Origin of the sequence: Emticicia sp. 17c, assembly GCF_037153985.1 — a bacterium.
Lineage (GTDB): Bacteria > Bacteroidota > Bacteroidia > Cytophagales > Spirosomataceae > Emticicia.
Genome location: NZ_JBBAYI010000010.1, coordinates 203978 through 223655, shown reverse-complemented (window position 1 = coordinate 223655; position 19678 = coordinate 203978). Strand labels below are relative to the sequence as shown.

Annotated in this window: 17 protein-coding genes; 4 read left to right on the top strand and 13 right to left on the bottom strand. The window is 39.7% G+C overall.

From position 1 onward, the window contains the following. Positions 1 to 19 precede the first annotated feature (19 nt). The 3 genes from WAA15_RS18915 to WAA15_RS18905 are packed head-to-tail and all read left to right on the top strand — an operon-like array spanning position 20 to position 2968. Entirely contained in the window at positions 20 to 1567 is a 1548-nt protein-coding gene (locus tag WAA15_RS18915) for a putative maltokinase (RefSeq protein ID WP_337044390.1), read from the top strand. Between the two features lie 2 nt (positions 1568 to 1569). Further along, positions 1570 to 2010 (top strand): DinB family protein, encoded by a 441-nt coding sequence (locus tag WAA15_RS18910; protein ID WP_337044389.1) that lies wholly within the window; start codon positions 1570 to 1572, stop codon positions 2008 to 2010. A 10-nt stretch (positions 2011 to 2020) separates the two neighbouring features. Next, positions 2021 to 2968 carry a threonine ammonia-lyase gene (locus tag WAA15_RS18905; protein ID WP_337044388.1) on the top strand — a complete coding sequence of 316 codons (948 nt, stop codon included), beginning with the start codon at positions 2021 to 2023 and terminating at the stop codon, positions 2966 to 2968. A 10-nt stretch (positions 2969 to 2978) separates the two neighbouring features. On the opposite strand, the gene ade is transcribed toward WAA15_RS18905, so the two are convergent. Further along, positions 2979 to 4622, bottom strand: a complete 1644-nt coding sequence (gene ade / locus WAA15_RS18900; protein ID WP_337044387.1) for an adenine deaminase — start codon at positions 4620 to 4622, stop codon at positions 2979 to 2981. A gap of 189 nt (positions 4623 to 4811) precedes the next feature. Here ade and WAA15_RS18895 point away from each other — a divergent pair, with 189 nt between their 5' ends. After that, a complete protein-coding gene (locus WAA15_RS18895) occupies positions 4812 to 5159 on the top strand; it encodes a hypothetical protein (RefSeq protein WP_337044386.1) in 348 nt (115 codons plus the stop codon). An 89-nt stretch (positions 5160 to 5248) separates the two neighbouring features. Here WAA15_RS18895 and WAA15_RS18890 read toward each other — a convergent pair whose 3' ends face one another. The 12 genes from WAA15_RS18890 to WAA15_RS18835 all read right to left on the bottom strand — a co-directional run bounded on the left by WAA15_RS18890 (position 5249) and on the right by WAA15_RS18835 (position 19567). After that, the gene (locus WAA15_RS18890; protein ID WP_337044385.1) at positions 5249 to 5794 is read right to left on the bottom strand and encodes an NADH-quinone oxidoreductase subunit J family protein; all 546 of its coding nucleotides are present in this window, start codon (positions 5792 to 5794) and stop codon (positions 5249 to 5251) included. A gap of 35 nt (positions 5795 to 5829) precedes the next feature. Then, positions 5830 to 6381, bottom strand: a complete 552-nt coding sequence (locus WAA15_RS18885; RefSeq protein ID WP_337044420.1) for a NuoI/complex I 23 kDa subunit family protein — start codon at positions 6379 to 6381, stop codon at positions 5830 to 5832. A 58-nt stretch (positions 6382 to 6439) separates the two neighbouring features. Then, entirely contained in the window at positions 6440 to 7615 is a 1176-nt protein-coding gene (gene nuoH, locus WAA15_RS18880; protein ID WP_337044384.1) for an NADH-quinone oxidoreductase subunit NuoH, read from the bottom strand. A 10-nt stretch (positions 7616 to 7625) separates the two neighbouring features. Next, a complete protein-coding gene (locus WAA15_RS18875) occupies positions 7626 to 8720 on the bottom strand; it encodes a 2Fe-2S iron-sulfur cluster-binding protein (protein ID WP_337044383.1) in 1095 nt (364 codons plus the stop codon). A 53-nt stretch (positions 8721 to 8773) separates the two neighbouring features. Further along, positions 8774 to 10105 carry an NADH-quinone oxidoreductase subunit NuoF gene (gene nuoF, locus WAA15_RS18870; protein ID WP_337044382.1) on the bottom strand — a complete coding sequence of 444 codons (1332 nt, stop codon included), beginning with the start codon at positions 10103 to 10105 and terminating at the stop codon, positions 8774 to 8776. A 77-nt stretch (positions 10106 to 10182) separates the two neighbouring features. After that, on the bottom strand, positions 10183 to 10680 hold the full coding sequence (gene nuoE / locus WAA15_RS18865; RefSeq protein ID WP_337044381.1) for an NADH-quinone oxidoreductase subunit NuoE: 498 nt from the start codon (positions 10678 to 10680) through the stop codon (positions 10183 to 10185). A gap of 16 nt (positions 10681 to 10696) precedes the next feature. After that, a complete protein-coding gene (nuoD, locus tag WAA15_RS18860; RefSeq protein ID WP_337044380.1) occupies positions 10697 to 11935 on the bottom strand; it encodes an NADH dehydrogenase (quinone) subunit D in 1239 nt (412 codons plus the stop codon). 54 nt (positions 11936 to 11989) lie between these two features. Next, the gene (locus WAA15_RS18855; RefSeq protein ID WP_337044379.1) at positions 11990 to 12490 is read right to left on the bottom strand and encodes an NADH-quinone oxidoreductase subunit C; all 501 of its coding nucleotides are present in this window, start codon (positions 12488 to 12490) and stop codon (positions 11990 to 11992) included. A gap of 142 nt (positions 12491 to 12632) precedes the next feature. After that, positions 12633 to 13175, bottom strand: a complete 543-nt coding sequence (locus WAA15_RS18850; RefSeq protein WP_337044378.1) for an NADH-quinone oxidoreductase subunit B — start codon at positions 13173 to 13175, stop codon at positions 12633 to 12635. A 69-nt stretch (positions 13176 to 13244) separates the two neighbouring features. After that, positions 13245 to 13622 (bottom strand): NADH-quinone oxidoreductase subunit A, encoded by a 378-nt coding sequence (locus WAA15_RS18845; RefSeq protein ID WP_337044419.1) that lies wholly within the window; start codon positions 13620 to 13622, stop codon positions 13245 to 13247. A gap of 171 nt (positions 13623 to 13793) precedes the next feature. Further along, positions 13794 to 16739, bottom strand: a complete 2946-nt coding sequence (locus WAA15_RS18840) for a T9SS type A sorting domain-containing protein (RefSeq protein WP_337044377.1) — start codon at positions 16737 to 16739, stop codon at positions 13794 to 13796. A gap of 116 nt (positions 16740 to 16855) precedes the next feature. After that, positions 16856 to 19567, bottom strand: coding sequence for a T9SS type A sorting domain-containing protein (locus tag WAA15_RS18835; protein ID WP_337044376.1), 2712 nt, complete (start codon positions 19565 to 19567; stop codon positions 16856 to 16858). Between the last annotated feature and the right edge of the window lie 111 nt (positions 19568 to 19678).

Sequence of the window (19678 nt, the reverse complement as noted above, 5' to 3'; positions counted from 1 at the left end):
ATAAAATTTTGTTGATAAAATGACCGAATTTGTATTAACTATCGAGTGGAAAGGATTTGAAAAAGATAAGTATGTACATACTGTTCTGGAAGATAACATTCTGCCACCATATATTGCACAATGCAGGTGGTTTGCCGGCAAAGCCCGTAAAATCAAGCAATTAAAAGTGCGGCATGTAGTACATTTTGAGGCGTTTATTTTCATGGTTTTTGAGGCACGATACGAGGAAGGAGATAGCGAATTTTATCTTCTTCCTCTTTCATTTATTGAAGAAGGCACTCAGGAGATTCCACAAAAAGGGATTTTGAGCAAAGCTACCATGGATGACAAAATGGGGTATCTGGTTGATGCTATCTATGATGTACTCTTTAGAGATGCGCTCTTTGCTGCAATCTATCATCAGAAACAGATTAGCCAGTATAACCAAGATTCCCTCGCTTTCGCTAAAGGAAAGGCATTGGTCGAAGAGTCGGACAGTATTTCCTCTATCTTACCTGCCATAGATTCTTCAAATTCAGCGATGATTTTTGGAGGTAAATATTTTCTGAAACTGTACCGGAAACTTTTTTCAGAGGTAAACCCCGAAGTAGAGATGGTTGAGTTTATTACTCAATATTCTGAGTTTCGGAATATACCGCTTTTCGCCGGAAGTGTCACATGGAATCGTAAAGATGAAGCCGCTACCACCTTCTGTGTCATGATGCAGGTGGTAGAGAATATTAAAGATGACTGGAGTATGACGGGCGACTACCTAAACGATTTTCTGGAAGCATTCGTGGAAGGTAATTTTCAGATTAAAGAATCTGTTTTTGATAAAGTTTCTCTTCTGGCTCATCGCACGGCACAAATGCACTTGGCTTTATTTGCCTTACGGGGTGCCGACAATTTTAATGCTGAACCTTTCGACCGTCAGTATAGAAGGTATCTGCATGAAAAATTTGAAAATCTGCTCGACCGCCGCTATAATCTTTTAACCGATAATTATCTGAAACTTGATGAACAGGCACAGACATTAGCTTGGGTATTTATGGAATCAAAAGATTTGATACTTGATTTCATCGACCAGATATTAACACGCCCTTTGTTTTCTTACCGCACTAGGATTCACGGAGATTATCATTTAGGGCAGATTCTGGCAACAGCCAACGACCTTGTAATTATCGATTTTGAAGGAGAACCCGAAAGCAGTATCGCCGAACGTAAAATCAAGCATTCGCCGCTCAAAGATGTGGCCGGCATGATTCGTTCATATCATTATGCAGTTTCTGCCAAGCTGTTCAATTCGGCTGAAACCAGCAAGAAAGATGCCGCTATTTTACAGCGGGCTGCCGACAGATGGTACAAACTTATTAAAGATACTTATCTGGAAGAATATCTTTCTATGTTCGGGTCGCCGCATCCTCTTTTTAAAGACCTAAACGAAGTAAACTATCTTTTACTATTCCATTTGCTCGAAAAAGCTATCTATGAATTAGGCTATGAAGTTAATTATCGCCCAACATGGGTTAAAATTCCGCTTAAAGGAATTGTGGAAGTAATTAATGAAATAGAAAAATTAAGAAGATAATTATGCAAACATATTTTCAGAAACTTTTTGAACATGAACACTGGGCAAATGTACAGGTAACTGAGGCTTTCCTGAAAGCAACCAACCCACCCATTAGAGCCTACGAAATTCTTTCGCACATGGTGGCTGCACAGCAAACATGGATAAGCAGAATCAATGGGGTTTTGCCTGCTGTAAAAGTATGGGAAACATTTGACAGAGATCTATTGATAAGCTTATTTCATATTAATTTTCATGCTATTGAGCAAATTCTGGCAAACAATGACCTAGAAAGGGCAGTAAGTTATCAGAATTCCAGAGGCGAAACGTTTACCAATACTGTCAACGAAATACTAACTCAATTACTCTTACATGCTTCTTATCATCGTGGGCAAATTGTTTTACTTTTAAAAGGGCATCTGGAAATCCTCCCTACTACCGATTATATTTTTTATATAAGATAACCGCATTATCATGAATCATATTCCTTCATTAACTGATATTTTAGCTACGCACGAAAAAATTAAACCCTACATTATACATACCCCTGTACTTAGTTCTGAAAAAATTAATGAGCTTGCAGGGTGTGAAGTTTTTTTTAAATGCGAAAATCTTCAGAAAATAGGTGCTTTTAAGGCACGTGGTGGCATGAATGCTGTTTTATCGTTAAGCCCAGAAGAGCAGCAAAAGGGAATCACTACACATTCATCAGGAAATCATGCTCAGGCTATTGCATTGGCAGCGAAAGCGGTTCATACAAAAGCCTACATTGTTATGCCTCGCAATGCACCAGAAATAAAGAAAAGTGGGGTAAAGTACCTGAATGGAGAAATCATTGAATGTGAACCTACGCTCGAAGCTCGTGAAACAACTGTTCAGCAGGTAATTGACCGAACAGGGGCAACTTTTATACACCCGTTCAATAATTATGACGTTATTGCAGGGCAGGCAACTGCTGCCGTAGAACTTATTAATGAAGTAAATACCCTTCAGGTAATTATGGCACCTGTTGGTGGTGGTGGCTTATTAAGCGGAACAGCTTTAGCTACACATTATTTACTACCTGATGCCGAAGTAATAGCCGGAGAACCAGAAGGTGCAGCCGATGCCATATTGTCGTTCAAAAGCGGAAAAATAGAAAAAGCTCCTTATATCAAGACTATTGCAGATGGTTTATTGACAAATCTGGGTGATAAAACTTTTGAAATAATAAGAGCTTATGTAAAAGATATTATCACCGTCAGTGAAGAAGAAATTGTTGCAGCCATGAAATTAGTATGGGAACAATTAAAAATTGTTATCGAGCCTTCTTCTGCGGTGCCTTTTGCCGCACTTTTGAAGCAAAAAGAACGCTTTGCAGGTAAGCAGGTTGGCATTATCTTGACAGGTGGCAACGTCGATTTAGGAAGTTTGCCTTTTTAAAGCCCCAAACTTAGTTTTCTTGTAACAAGTTGGTAAAAGTAAAGGTGTTTCCATCGAATAAGCCCAAATCGCTTAGTTTTAACGATGGAATCACCAATAATGCCATAAATGAAAGACTCATGAAGGGTGAGGTAAGGCTACTTTTTAACTGCTGCTTAGCAAAAGTATCAATCATTGTATAACTTTCGGCAATTTTATAACCATCTTCATTACTCATTAAGCCTGCCACAGGTAAAGGCAATACTCCTTTTTTGCTGTTACTAACAGCCGATACCCCTCCTTTCTCACGAATAATTAAGTTGATAGCTTCACAGATTGACTCGTCGTCTACTCCAACGGCAATTATATTATGAGAGTCATGTGCTACCGACGATGCAATTGCCCCTTCTTTCAAGCCAAAACTATGAATAAAAGCCACGGCTGGTCTGGCATTTGAGTAACGGTTTACTACTACCAATTTTAAAATGTCTTTCTCTGTATTGCTTACTATATTGCCATTTACAAGTAAGGGTTCTATAAAAAACTCTTTAGTAATTAGTTGACCATCAATGGCTTCTATGACTTTTAGCTGGCTGCTTGTAGCTGGAGCCTTAATTTCAATCTGATTAGGCTCAATGGGTGAACAGACAAAATTATTTACTACTTTGCTTTGAATGTTCTCAATCAATGATAAACCCTTTTCAGCTACTTTCTCGCCATTGATGTATGTCTCAAGTATAGTAAAATCATCAAGATTATCGACCCTGATAAAATCAGCCCAATCTCCTTCACGCAATAATCCTATATTCATTCTGTAATGCAGCACAGGATTAATTGTTGCCATACGCAATACTTTAAACTTATCAATACCTTTGGCGATGGCTCGTTTGATTAACTGATTTATATGCCCTTCTACCAGATTATCAGGGTGTTTGTCGTCAGAACAAAACATCATATCTGAATAATAAGTATTAGCTAGCGGAATTAGTTCTTCAAAGTTTTTGGCGGCACTACCTTCTCTAATCAGGATTTTCATGCCCATTTTTAGCTTTTCGAGTGCTTCTCCTTTTGTAAAACATTCGTGGTCCGTTTCTATACCTGCATCAATATATTTTTTAGCAGACGCACCTCTTAAACCTGGTGCGTGGCCATCAATAGGCTTATTAAATGCTTTGGCTAAAACCAATTTCTGCATCACTATCGGGTCTTCGTTTAACACCCCCGGGAAATTCATCATTTCAGCCAAATACCCCACTTCTTTATAAGTAAACAAATGTGCAATATCTTCGGCCGTAACAGTTGCGCCAGCAGTTTCAAAAGTTGTAGCAGGTACACACGAGGGAGCCCCGAAACAATATTTAAAAGGCACTTTCTGTCCATCTTCAATCATATACTTTACCCCTTCAACCCCTAATACATTAGCTATTTCATGCGGGTCAGAAACAGTTCCTACTGTGCCATGTACTACTGCCAGCCGTGCAAACTGGGCCGGAGTTAGCATTGAACTTTCGATATGGATGTGTGCATCAACCAAACCCGGAAGTATATAGCTTTCGCCAACACGTTCTTCTCCAATATATTTTATCTGTTGGATTCTATTATTTTCTACCGTTATTTCTCCAAATTCTATAATTCCATCAAAAACATTAACAATATTGGCGGTATGGGTTGTCATTTTTTTAAACACGCATTTTAGGGTAATCAGACATTTAAAAAATGAATATAAAACACTTTTTAATAAAAGGCTAATATTCAGGAAAAATATAATTTAAAGGTAAAAAATAAGTATTGAATCTGATACTTTTCAATAGATTTTACGTTTAAAGAGATAAATAGCACAATTGCTGAAAAAACAAACAAAAATATGGATGAACTAGAACAAAAATTTGATAAAAAACGTCAGTTCGACTTAATAGCTAGCTTAGCTATTGATGCCTTAGGTATGGCAACTTACATTTTGCCCGCATTAGGTGAAACTTTTGACATTGTGCTGGCTCCTGTAATTTCGGCATTAATATATGCTGTACACCGAACCACCTTCGGTGCTGCCTTTGGTTTTCTTGAAGAGATTATTCCTTTTACAGATATTATTCCGACGGCTACCATCTTGTGGGTGTATCGGTATGTTTTCAAAAAGAAAGAAACCTTACAGGCTTTTATGGAGAAATTTAACAAGAAAAATAAGAAAACGATTATAATTCCTGCAAAATAAAGGTTTCAATAATCTGATAGGCACTAATACAAAAAATCCTTTCCTGACTACGGAAAGGATTTTTTTATATAAAATATTCTGTTTCAAAATTAGAAGTGTCTTTCTCCTGACTCACGTTTACCTAACATTACGGCTCCGGCCATTGCCACAAGAAACAAAACTGAAACTAGCTCAAATGGCAACAAGTATTCGCCGTATAAGGATTTACCCAACACCTCAACCATACCACTTTGCGAGTTATAGTTTAAGGTATTTATAGGTTCGCGTTCGGCTCTGCGCAAGAAAATAATCAGGATACCTCCCAGAATTACGGCCGTAACAACTGCTGCAAAAATGGTCTGGTCTTTCTTAGCTTCTTCTGCTTCTTGCCTTAAATTAAGAAACATGATAACAAACAAGAATAAAACCATGATAGCCCCTGCATAAACAATAATATTAACGGCTGCCAAAAACTGCGCATTTAATAAAATATAGTGGGCTGATAACGAAAAGAAAGTCACTATCAGGTAAATAACGCTATGAACAGGGTTACGAGACATAACCGTTCCTAAAGCTCCGAAAAGCGTCAGAACCGAGAGAATCGCAAAGGTGTACCAAATTGGCGGCAGGTGTAATAAATTTTTAAGATTTTCCATATTAAAAATGTCTCAAAAGCGGTAATACTGATGAGTTAAGAATTTTTCCAAAGTTTCATTGCATCTTCTTTCGTCCATGCGTCGCGGTGATAACGTTGATTCGGGTCTTCAACCAGTTTATCTTTACCATAAATTACGTCTTCGCGTTCAGTGAACACAGGCACGAATTTATCATGGCGCAGATAAATAGCTTGTTTCGGGCAGGCTTCTTCACAAAGGCCGCAGAAAATACAACGAAGCATATTTATTTCATAAACTGCCGCATATTTTTCTTCGCGATAAAGATGTTCTTCGCCTTTTTGTCTTTCTTGTGCCACCATCGAGATAGCCTCAGCCGGACAAGCTACTGCACACAATCCACAAGCGGTGCAACGTTCGCGTCCTTCTTCATCTCTTTTTAAAATATGGTGTCCTCGAAAAACAGGCCCTAAATATCTTTTTTGTTCAGGATACTGAATCGTTGGCTTCTTTGAAAAAAAGTGTCGGATAGTAATCCCTAACCCTGCTGCTAAAGAAGGGAGATAGCTTCGCTCGAATAAACTAAGCTCACTTTTATCTGTTTTTTTTGCTCTATTAGTTAATTGCATAATTTTATTTTTCAAAACAGGTTTCGGACTCTGTGAATCTTGATACCTCGCATGAGTGTTAAGCACCCAGAATTGCTGCCTTTTTACGCGGACGCATAGCCCAGAATATAGCAATAATCAGAATCATAACTGCCAACCCAACCCAGATTCCTATTAGTTTATATCCTGAAAGCATGGCAACTGCTGTAACAATCAGGTTTCCTATTGAAAGTGGAATTAGGCCTTTCCAGCCAAGATTCATTAATTGGTCATAACGGAAACGTGGAACTGTCCAACGAACCCACATAAAGAAAAATATTCCAAACAGGATTTTTGTAAACATGGCACCAATACCTACAAAGGTAGCAATATTATGGCCTACTACATTACCAAATGTACCTACTAATTGTGTTTGTACCCAATCCATACCCGGATAGTTATAACCACCAAAGAACAAACAGGCTGTTACGGCCGATGAAGCAAACATATTGATGTACTCGGCGAACAGGTAAAAGCCCAGTTTCATTGAGCTATATTCTGTATGATACCCTCCTACTAGCTCGGTTTCACACTCTGGTAAATCGAAAGGTGTACGGTTACATTCTGCAAATGCACATACGATGAAAATCAAACAACCTAACGGCTGATAGAAAATATTCCAGTTAAAGCCATGCTGTTGCTCAACTATGGTGCGTAACGATAATGAACCCGCCATCATTAAAATAGCAATGATTGACATACCCATGGCTAACTCGTAGCTGATATTTTGTGATGCTGCACGAATAGCTCCTAACAGCGAGAATTTATTGTTAGACGCCCAACCACCTATCATTACACCATATACGCCCAGAGAAACAACTCCGAAAACATATAGAATACCAATATTTATTTCAATAGCTTGTACGTTTACGCTTTTTCCGCCAATCAAGAATGATTCGCCGAATGGAACTACTGCGCTTGACATCAATGCTGTAAACATTGAAAGCGAAGGCCCTAAGATAAACAACCATTTATCGGCTTGTGCCGGTATAAACTCTTCTTTAAAAAACATTTTGCCGGCATCGGCCAATGGTTGTAATAAACCACCCCAACCTGCACGGTTCGGACCACTTCTGTCCTGAATATAACCTGCTACTTTACGCTCTGCCCAAGTTGAATAAGCGGCAATACCGAGCGTAATGGCAAAAATCACTAAAATGATAAGGGCTTTCCATAGAAACATTGTTTCATTTACCCATTGCATGAAGTCATTCATATCTAATCAATTACTTGTGCCCAAAATATTTTTCGTCTTTGGCCATTAAAGCCTTATAATCGTCTGATTGTTTTATTTCGCTCATTTCATGTAGATACGGGCGGTCATCATCAATCTTTTTGTATTGTGACTCAGCCAGTTTCAAGGCAAAATCAGGTTTTTTAACCAGATTAGCTCCATATTTATTCGCTGAAATAACCGACGCACGTGATACCTTCGTTGGTCCTTCTATTGTCCAGTCGCTTGTTTTCTTTCTCTCAAAACGGCAGGTATTACAGATAAATTCTTTTACTTCGCCCCATTCGTTTTTACGGGCAGTTACTCGAATCACTTCATCTCCTCTGTACCAAAGCTGTACTTTGCCACTACATTTTTCGCAGTCACAATGTGCATCTACTGGTTTTGAGAACCAAACTCGGTTTTTGAAACGATATGTTTTATCAGTTAAAGCTCCTACGGGGCAAACATCTATTACGTTTCCTGAGAAATCATTATCAATGGCTTTTCCGATATAAGTAGAAATTTCGGCGTGGTCGCCACGATTCATCACACCATGTACACGTTTATCTGTAATCTGGTCGGCGGTATATACGCAGCGGTAACACAAGATACAGCGTGTCATGTGTAACTGAATATAAGGGCCTAAATCTTCTTTTTCGAAGGTACGGCGGTCTTCTTCATATCGGGTTGTACCTACACCGTGTTCGTAAGAGAAATCCTGTAAATGACACTCTCCTGCTTGGTCGCAGATTGGGCAATCAAGCGGGTGGTTTATTAATAGGAATTCAACTACTGATTTTCTTGCATCAACAACCTGAGCATTGGTATAGTTTTCAACCACCATACCGTCCTGAATAGGTGTGATACACGAAGCCACAAGTTTAGGCATTGGGCGTGGGTCTTTTGCTGAACCTGCCGTTACTTTTACTAAACAGGCACGGCATTTACCTCCCGACCCTTTCAGTGGTTCGTAGTAACACATAGCCGGAGGGGCAACTTCCGGGCCTATTTTACGCGCAGCCTGAAGAATGGTTGTTCCGGGTGGCACTTCCACTTCAACGCCGTCTATTGTTACTTTAAATAATTGAGGGGCTGTATTTTCCATAAAATCAAATTTCTTAATTCAATATCACACAACTTATGCTAAATAAATTGTTTTTATACCAATACGCTGTTCATATAAACGGCACCGGGTTTGGTAGCTTCTGCCGGATGTGTTACATGCCACTCGAACTCATCACGGAAATGGCGGATAGCCGAAGCCACAGGCCATGCTGCTGCATCGCCAAGCGGGCAAATGGTATTTCCTTCGATTTTCTTAGAGATGTCTACCAATAAATCAATATCGTGCATTGAGCCTTTGCCATGTTCCAGACGGTTAAGTACTTTTTGCATCCAGCCAGTTCCTTCACGACAAGGAGAACATTGTCCGCACGATTCATGCTCATAGAAACGGGCAAAATTCCATGTATTACGCACAATACAAGCCGTTTCGTCAAAAACGATGAATCCGCCAGAACCTAACATGGTTCCGGTAGCGAATCCTCCATCTGACAATGACTCGTAGCTCATGAGGCGGTCATCGCCGTTGGCAGTTTTAAGGAATAATTGCCCAGGTACGATAGGTACAGAAGACCCACCCGCTACTACGGCTTTCAGATGATGACCTTTACGAACGCCCCCACAGTACTGGTCTGAGTTCAGGAATTCGTCACAAGTTAAGCCTAATATGATTTCATAGACACCCGGGTTATTAATATGCCCCGAAGCCGAAATCAATTTAGTACCTGTACTTTTACCCACACCAACTGCAGCGTAGGCTTCACCTCCATTATTGATAATCCACGAAGTAGTGGCTATTGATTCTACGTTATTTACTACGGTTGGGCATTGATAAAGACCTTTTACCGCTGGGAAAGGAGGTTTGTTTCTTGGGTTACCTCTTTTACCTTCGAGTGATTCCAACAGGGCTGTTTCTTCTCCACAAATGTAAGCTCCACCACCCGGATGCACCACTAGCTCTAAATCGAAACCACTTCCTAATATGTTTTTGCCTAAAAATCCGGCTGCTTTAGCTTCTTCTATGGCTTTTTCAAGAATACGAATCACGTACATTAATTCGCCTCTTACATAAATAAAAGACTTATTGGCTCCTAAAGCATAGCTTGAAATAATCATCCCTTCTATTAACAGATGAGGGATGCTTTTCATCAGATAATGGTCTTTAAAAGTACCTGGTTCTGATTCGTCGGCATTACAAACCAGATAACGCGGAACACCCTCTGGTTTAGCCAGAAACGACCACTTCATACCCATAGGGAAACCTGCACCTCCACGACCGCGAACACCTGATTTTTTCACTTCTTCTACCACTTCGTCAGGAGTCATTTTTTTCAATGCTTTCTCAACGGCTGTATACCCACCTTTTTTGCGGTAAACCTCAAAAGTGTCGATACCCGGGGTATTAATATGTTCGGTTAATATTTTCATGATTCTATCTTGGCAAATCAAAAACTCTATTATAGAATTTAAACTTACTCTAAATGAAAATTAAAGTAGTAATGTTTTTATTTTGATAATTCTTCAATTATCTCATCAACTTTTTCGTTGGTCAGGTTCATGTAGTATTTCTCACGAATCTGGAAACAAGGTCCCCAACCGCAAGCCGCCAGACACTCAACCTCTTTCAATGTAAATAAGCCATCCGAAGTGGTTTGTCCCTTTTTAACACCTAGCTTCTTGGTCAGGTGTGCATATACCTCTTCACCACCCATAAGTACGCAAGGGCCAGTGCGGCAATATTCAATTACGTGTTTACCAACTGGTTCCAGATGGAACATTGTGTAAAAAGTGGCTACTTCATAAACTTCCACAGGCGTGATGTCAAGCAATGAAGCTACGTAATCCATTACGTCTTGGCTCATCCATGCAAATTGCTCCTGCGCCAAGTGCATGATTGGCATAAGGGCCGATTTTTGTTTACCTGCCGGATAACGGGCTATCATTTCCTGAGCTTTAGCCAAACGTTCAGGAGTAAAAGCTATTTTATTATTGGTTTCGGTCATTTTCTGTAATCAAATTTTATGCATCTAATTCACCTGCAATTACATTCAAACTACTCATAATTGCGATGGCATCTGAAATGGAAGTGCCTTTGCACATTTCAGGATAAGCCTGATAATAAATAAAACAAGGGCGGCGGAAGTGCAAACGGTATGGTGCTCTGCCACCGTCGCTTACCAGATAAAATCCTAGCTCACCATTTCCACCTTCAACAGCATGATATACTTCTCCTACCGGCGCATCAATTTCACCCATCACTATTTTAAAATGATAGATAAGGGCTTCCATACTGCGGTATACTTCTTGTTTTGGAGGCAGATAATAATGTGCTTCGTTGGCGTAATAAGGCCCCTCTGGCAGATTCTCCAATGCTTGTTTGATAATCTTGATACTTTCCCACATTTCCTGATTTCTTACCATGAAACGGTCGTAAGTATCTCCGTTATGCCCTACTGGAATATCAAAGTCAAAATCCTGATAAGATGAATACGGCTCCATTACTCTCACATCGTAGTCAACACCTGCCGCACGAAGGTTTGGTCCTGTAAAGCCATATTCCAAAGCTCTTTCGCCTGTAATTGGCCCTACGTTCACAACCCTGTCAATAAATATTCTATTTCTGTTAAATAGTTTTTCAAATTCGGTCAATGATTTTGGCAAATCATGATAAATCAATTGTTTGATTTTCTTGATAGCCGTTGGCGACAAATCACGTTCCATACCACCCACACGGCCCATATTTGTTGTCAGACGCGCCCCGCACATTTCTTCATAGATTTCATAAATCTTTTCACGCTCCTGAAACAAATACAGGAAGCCCGAATAGGCTCCGGTATCAACACCTAAAATCGAGTTACAAATAAGGTGGTCGGCTATACGTGCCAACTCCATCATAATTACTCTGATATACTGCGCACGCTTGGGTACTTCAACCCCCAACAGTTTTTCTACTGTCATGTGCCAGCCCATATTATTAATAGGCGACGAACAGTAGTTCATACGGTCGGTAAGGGTGGTTATCTGATAGAATGGGCGGCGTTCAGCAATTTTTTCAAAAGCACGATGAATATATCCAACGGTTTGTTCTCCTGAAACAATCTTTTCGCCATCCATTTGCAACACGTTCTGAAAGATACCATGTGTTGCGGGGTGTGTAGGCCCCAGATTCAGTGTAGTATATTCTGTATCTTCAACAATAGGCCTATTAAGTGCCAGTGCATCGGATGTGTTTTTAGGGATAATGAGTTCTTCTGCCATTGCTGTTGAATTATCAATTAATAGCGGTTGCCTATTAATTGTTAAGTATTAATATTATCTTCCGAAGAGCGCGTCAATTTTATCTTGACGGGTAGCATCTTCTAATGGATATTCTTTTCTCATTGGGAAATAATCCATCTCCTCGATATTTAAAATACGTTTTAAATTCGGGTGACCATCAAAGATTATTCCGAAGAAATCATAGGTTTCTCTCTCTAACCAGTTTGCAGTAGCATACAAAGTAGTTGCCGTAGGAATATGTATATCATCGGCCGGGATATAAACTTTGATACGAATACGCACATTGTTTTCAAGGCTATGCAGATGATACACTACACCAAATTCTTCACCTTTGTTATCGGGGAAATGAATACCGCATATATCTGTCAGAAAACGAAAACGGAATGTTTCGTGTTTGTTGAGGTAAACCAGCAGATTGATTATGTTCTGGCGATTGGTAGTAAATGTAAGTAGCCCATAAGGTTCTTCAAAGTTTTTCACATTTTCACCAAAATGAGCCAATAAATCTTCTGCTATTTGTTGATTACTTATCATGTAAATCTATTTAGTAATGGGTTTAAGCCTTGATTCAATCTTGCGTTAATTGGGTATCGACTAACAATGACTTTATAAAAACAGCGTGCTGAATTTAGCAAAAATCATTCTGGCTAAACCAAAGCCTGAAACTCTTGATTCTCTACTGAATATTGTATGATTCTAACAAGGCCTGATATTCACCTGAATTTCTACGGCGAAGCGATTCATTTTTTGCTAACTGCTGAATCTGCATCAAACCGTCCAGAATTTGTTCAGGGCGAGGCGGGCAACCCGGTACATATACATCAACAGGTATTATTCTGTCGATTCCCTGTAATACTGAATAAGTATCAAATATTCCACCACTCGAAGCGCAAGCCCCAACGGCCATCACCCAGCGAGGCTCAGCCATTTGTAAGTAAACTTGTTTTACCACAGGCCCCATTTTTTTGGCAATAGTACCCATTACCATCAGTAGGTCTGCCTGGCGTGGCGAAAAGCTCGGTCTTTCTGAACCGAAACGAGAAATATCGTAGTGAGAACCCATAGTAGCCATAAACTCAATTCCACAACAAGAAGTGGCAAAAGGTAATGGCCAGAGAGAATTACTACGGGCAATTCCAATAACTTTATCAAGTGAAGTAGCGAAGAAACCCGCTCCTTCTAGTCCTTCGGGTGCTTCCACCATTTTTATCGAACTCATAATTGTATCTGTTCTTGTTTAGCAGCTTAATGCTTGTAAAGCCTAAGTGAACAACGGAGTAATCTTAATTTATTCTTTTTCCCAAGTTAATACACCTTTTCTAATGATGTAGTAAAAACCTGCCATTAACAATCCTACAAAGAGTATCATCTCAACGAAGCCAAACCAACCTAATTTCATGAAATTTACGGCCCACGGATACATAAAGATTATCTCTACATCAAAAAGCACAAATAATATGGCTATCAGGAAATATTTGATTGAAATAGGTGTGCGGGCATCTCCTTTTACCTCAATTCCACATTCAAAAGGGTCATCTTTCTTGGCACTTTTTCTTTTAGGACCAATTGAGTGCGTAACAACCATAGTAAAGACAATAAACCCAATGGCGGCGATTAACTGCACCAAGATAGGGAGAAAATCTGAAGGCAAGTATTCTTTCATAATAACTGTAATAGTAATTTTTTGAATCAGCAATATAGGTTTTTGATTTGTTAATTGCCTATATTAATAACCATTAAATTCTTTATTTGGTTGTAAATAAATTACGTTCCAAAATTACTACTGTAAACTTTAGAAACAAAATAAAAAAGGGTTGAAAATATTCAACCCTTGCTACTATTTGATAAAAATTGTTTTCGTTGCTTTAAAATCTCCGCTTATGAGTTGAATAATATAGACTCCGTTCTCTAAAGCCCGCAAATCTAGCTCTCGTTTTTCTTTTAGTTCTGCTATGGTACCTGAAAAAACCTTACTTCCTGATATGTTATATACCGTTATTTGCGCACCCGGATTATCGGCCAGAGTTTCGATAGTGAAAATCCCTGTCGGGTTCGGATTCGGATACACCCTTAACCCATTATCATTATCGGGTATCAGGAAATTAAGCATTGATGAAAACGGTGAGTAGCATATTAATACTCCATTATTGGTCTGCTCATACTTTAATGCAGCTCTTACCTGATAATTACCCGAACGTTGTATCTTCAGAATAGGCGTGGTAGTGGGTAGTTCGGTTCCGTCTAATTGCCAGTTAAAATATTGCCCTTGCAGTGTTTCGGCCGGAATAGCTTGTAACTGATAGGCTCCATCAATATTTAAAGTAGGCTGTGGTGGTGTATCTTTCATGAATACCTGAAATGAAACGGGGTCAGACTTACAGTTTTTTTCATCTCTGATAATGAGCGAATATACTCCGGGTTGGTCTACTGTAATATCTTTTGAACTTGAACCGGTACTCCAAGCATAGTTAACGGCATTGCTACCACTAAGGGTAATATTACTACCCTCACAAATGGTATTGATATTATTAAGTGTACTGATTGATACCGATGGTGGAGGAATATAATTTAAAGTAACTGAGTCGGGCAGAGACTCACAACTGTTAGTGTCTTTTACGCGTAAGGTATACAACCCGGGGGTTCCGGTTCTTATTGCCTTTGTAAGCGCACCTGTATTCCACAAATAAGTGAAGTCTTCGTTTGACGCTGCCTCTAAATCTACAAAGTTACCTTCGCAGAACTGTTCAAGCCCTTTAGCTGTAATTTTTATGGTTGGCAAAGGGTTTACCTTTACTCCTATTGATACAGGTACTGAAAAACATCCGAACCCATCCATTACTCTTAATGAATATTCACCGTTTTCTTTGATATTTATGAATTTACTGGTTGAGCCATTGCTCCATAAATATCCATTAAAATCATTAGCAGATGAAAGATTTACACTTTTGCCTAAACAAAATTCCGTTGGGCCATCAGTAGTAATATTGGTAAATGGTCTATCGCGGAAAGTTACATTTATAAAACTCTGTGATTCGCAGCCGTTCCGGTCGCGTACTTTAAGGCTATAAGTACCCGGCGTTTTCACAATAATATTTTGTAATGTGCTATTATTACTCCAAAGATAACTGACGTTATCGAAATTATCTGTTACCAGATAAACACTATCGTCAGGGCAAATGGGTAATGCTTTCGTTGTAACAATATTGTTTCGTGGCAAAGGATTTACATTTACATTAACTGCCCCAGAAACTGACGGGCATCCGTTCAGGGTGTAGTTGGTAACTACATAACTGCCACTATTTCTTACCACTATGGTTTGGCCCCGCTCACCATTATTCCAGATATTTCCTCCTGCCAGACTCGAAGATAAAACTACATTGCCTCCGTCACAAAAAACAGTTGGGCCACTAATATTAATATTAGGCTGCACAATTGGGTTATTGGGCGAAATAGGAACAGGCTGAGAGAAAAATGTATTCCCTACGTCGTCCTGTGTTTTAACTGTATAACTACCACTATTAACTGTGATAGCAGTTGCTGTGCTTCCGTTACTCCAGTTGTAACGACTATAACCTCCATTTACATTAATTGTAAACCTGTTATTTGTACTAGCCGGATTACACGATAAACTGACATTTACTAAGGCCCTTGCCTGTAAAGGCTGAGAAGCATTGAAAAAACCATCTGTGAGTGCGGCGTTCCAGTATTCGGCTGCACTATTAAGTCCTTCATTATGAAAGTGTACACCATCGGCTCTGAAATTAGAGCCAGCTATTTCGTCGGTATTAGGCCCCGGAAATACATTTGGCACATTACCTATGGTAATATTCTGGCCATCAATTACATTCTGGTGTGTTATTGGATTTCTCGACGACCTTGCCACTACCCATGCCAAATCTCCTTTTTTGGAGTCATTCCTGCTTTTATCAATAACAGTTTTAAGGTTATTGAAGTACTGGTTAGGAGAGGTCTGGTCGTCGCTTTCGCCTTGTTGCCACAATATAGCTCTAACACCCGTACGGGTAACATATTGTTGCAGTGCAGCTTTTAGCCCTCTGTATGGCATTCCTTGCACGGCTATAAATGAAGGTAATTCGGCTCTTAAATCGACCCCTTCGGCCGAACGTTGCCATGCACTTGAGCCGATTCCGCCCAGTGCAGCCCCATAAAACAAAACAGGCACGTTAAATCTCTGCACAAGTTTATCGGCCAGCCTTGACCAAAACCATGGTACATAATTATAGGGAGCCATTCTGGAGAAATTATTCATGTGCGAAAACTGGAATGGCAAAGCGTTTTCGTTCAAAGCTGCTTCATAATAATCAATTGTCGACACTCTGTCGTCACTGGCCCCTATCGCTCCACCCGAATAACTTGGGTCACCTTGCGCATTCGATTGCCCCGCTACAATAAAAACCTCCCCTACTCCTACCCTTTCCAGAATAGTAGAGGTTACTACATTTCCATTAAGAATACCTCTTAATTCGATATTATACCACCCGCCGTTTAGTTGTAGAAATCCGTTGAAAATACCCGTAGTCAAAAAATCCTGAATGGTTGTCCAGCCCACCTCATTGCCCTGTCCGGGGGCAACTGGTACTGCTCTTGCATCAATACGGTCAAGTTGTTGAAAATAACTTCCCGTGATATTTATTGTGGCCTGATTCTGATTATTCCGCTGAAAAACGATTCTTGGGACTGGAAAGGTAATCTGAATTTGTGAATAGCAATCAAAAAAAATAATACTCAATAGAATTACCGACCATTTCTTTACAAACATCATTACTAGGATTAGATTTATTGCATGGAGAGACAAATGTACAAATGCCCTTATTTATTATCAACAGCCCAATATTGATTATGTTATAAAAATTTTATTTAATGGCGAAAATGTTATTTTTATTCAACAAAAACTCGTTTTAGTACACTAAAATCTTTATTTTTAATGCTAACAATGTATAAGCCCATTGCGAGGTTTGAAAGGTTGAGTGTCTTTCTGGCATCAAATTTGTCAACCGTGAAGTTTCTTATTACAAAACCACGTGGGTCATAGAATTTTATTTCTACGTTTTCGAGGTCTTCAAGGGTTTCGATACTCACTTTATCGTCAGAAACCGGATTAGGAAAAATAACAGCACCACCATTTGATGGGTCGATGGTATATTTATAAGGATTGGAAAGACTGGAATAGCATCTGAGTGTGCTGCCATCTTTTAGTGTATATAAAATAGACCCTTTTACGGCATACATACCTGCTTGGCGGCCTTTAATTGATTTTTCTTGGGCAGGCAATAATACGCCATCTTTTACCCACTCAAATTTTGTATCAAAAATACCCGCCGTTAGTGCTTCAAGTGTATAGGTGCCTGATTGCAAAACCTCGATACTTTGCGGATTGTCTTTAACATCGACGCTGACTTCGTCAGAAGGTGGTGAAACACAACCGTTTTCGTCAATGATTTTTACAGAAAAAACCCCAGAGCTTTTTACCGATAATTGCTGTATGGTTTGTGTGTTATTCCAGCGATATCCAACGCTGTTTGTAGCTGTCAGGGCTACGCTATCTCCTCTGCAAAAGGTAGTTAGCCCGCTTGCTGTAATACTAGGTTTAGCAGGAATAGGATTTACTTTTACAGAAATCATATTTGAAACCCGCTCGCAACCAAACTGGTTTTTTGCAGTTACAAAGAAATCTCCACTTTTGTCTATCCTTAATTTAGAAAGATTTTCTCCGGTATTCCATGCAATATCATTTAAAACGCTTGAAGTCAGGTTCACGACCGTATCAGCACAAAAAACAGTTGGGCCATCTGCAACAATTGTAGGCTGCTCGGGCATTGGATTTACCGTTATTGCTATTTTATCTGAGATATTTTCACAACCAAATTCATTTTTAACTTTCAGAAAGTATTCTCCTGACTGGCTTACTGATATACTTGGGCTACTTTGCCCGTTATTCCATAAGTTTCCGGCATTAGCAACCGACCGTAGGGTGACCTGCTTATCGGCACAGAATGTCGTAGGACCTTCGGGTATAATTCTGGCTTCGGGAGTAGGATATACAGTTATATTAACACCGTTAGAGGTATTGGTACACCCAAGAAAATTGAATTTATTGATATAATAGGTACCCGGCTGAGAAACTACAATTGAGGAGGTATATTCACCTGTACTCCAGATGATTTCCTCATCGAGCGATGAGCGTAGCGTTACGCTTCCTCCCTGACAAAAACTTGTTGTGCCTTCGGCTATGAGAAAAGGCTTAGCCGGAATAACATTGTCTCCGTAATTAACACCTGCGGTATAATATACATTTCCGAGATAATCGATTGCTTTACCTCTGAAAAATCCTGATTTAAGGCTTACGCTAGAGCTATTGTTGATATTACCGAAACCGTTTGTCCAAGCATATTCTTTGAAGCCGTCTGGCATAAATAGTGTTAAAGGATTATTTGTATCGTCGGGGTTGCAAGTCATCTGAAAATACAATGGAGACGAGGACGGAATGGGATTCGACCGTAAAAAGAAATCGTTATTGAGTTTATCGTTCCATGCTTCGGCTAACTGAACAAGGCTAAAGCTATCGAAATGCACGCCATCAGACCGATACGTGATACCATCGGTTTCGGGGCCATCAAATACATTCGGATAGCTTTGAATTACTGCTTTTTGAGCTTCAATAATGGTTTGAGAAGTACCTCTCCGTGTTCGTGAAGCCTTACTAACCACCCAGCTTACATCTCGGCCACTATCGTTTCGGCTGCGCTGAATAACATACTGTAAAGCATCTTTATATACTTCAAAACTGGTTCCTTTGTCGTTGTCAGTCTCACCCTGATGCCACAAGATAGCCCTTACTCCAAACATATTGCTATAATAGTGCATCGATTTGCGGATATTCTCAAAAGGATATCCGGGCTTGGCATAGTTACCCGAGTAAAAATCTCTTCCAGGCTCACCGTCAGCACTTTTGCGCCATTCTTCAATGCCTAATGCCTCGAAGGCAGCATTAAAAAACATTATGGGTACATCGAGTTTTGCCGCAAGCAAATCGCCCAATTTACCCCAACACCATGAACCATTACCTAAAGGAGCTATTTTAATATTTTCGTCGAGATGAGATATTACCGGAAACGGAACATCGGTAATTTGCCCGAATGAGTAGAAATTAGTAATGACATTTACTCTGTCGTCGGCAGCAGGTGGGTTTCCTCTACCTTCGTATCCTTGTGCATTTGATTGCCCTGCAATTAAAAAGACCTCGCCTATACCTACTTTTTCTAAAAACACTGATGCAACAACTCCGCCATCTCTGATTGCCCTTACTTCTAGCTTATACCAACCGCCGATAGCATAAATGCTGCCTGAGAAACTTCCGAAGTTAGGATTAAACGAAATAGGTATCCAATCGACCTGAAAACCACCTTTTACAGGCACCAGACGGGCATCTATTCTGTCGACTCTGGTCTGAAAGGTACCAGCAATAGGTATTATTCCGCCTCCAGAGTTATTTCTCTGAAATACAGAACGGTTTACCGGAAAGGTAATCAATAATTGTGCAAAGCTGCTTGTTTGTACCAAGAGCAATAACCCCACAAGTATTTTCCCCATGGTTTTAGATAAAAAGTAAAGGTTCACTCAATTAAATATTATTATCGTTGTGGAATAAAATATTCAAAACCAGCCATTAATTTATTGTTGCAATAAATTAACAGAATAGCA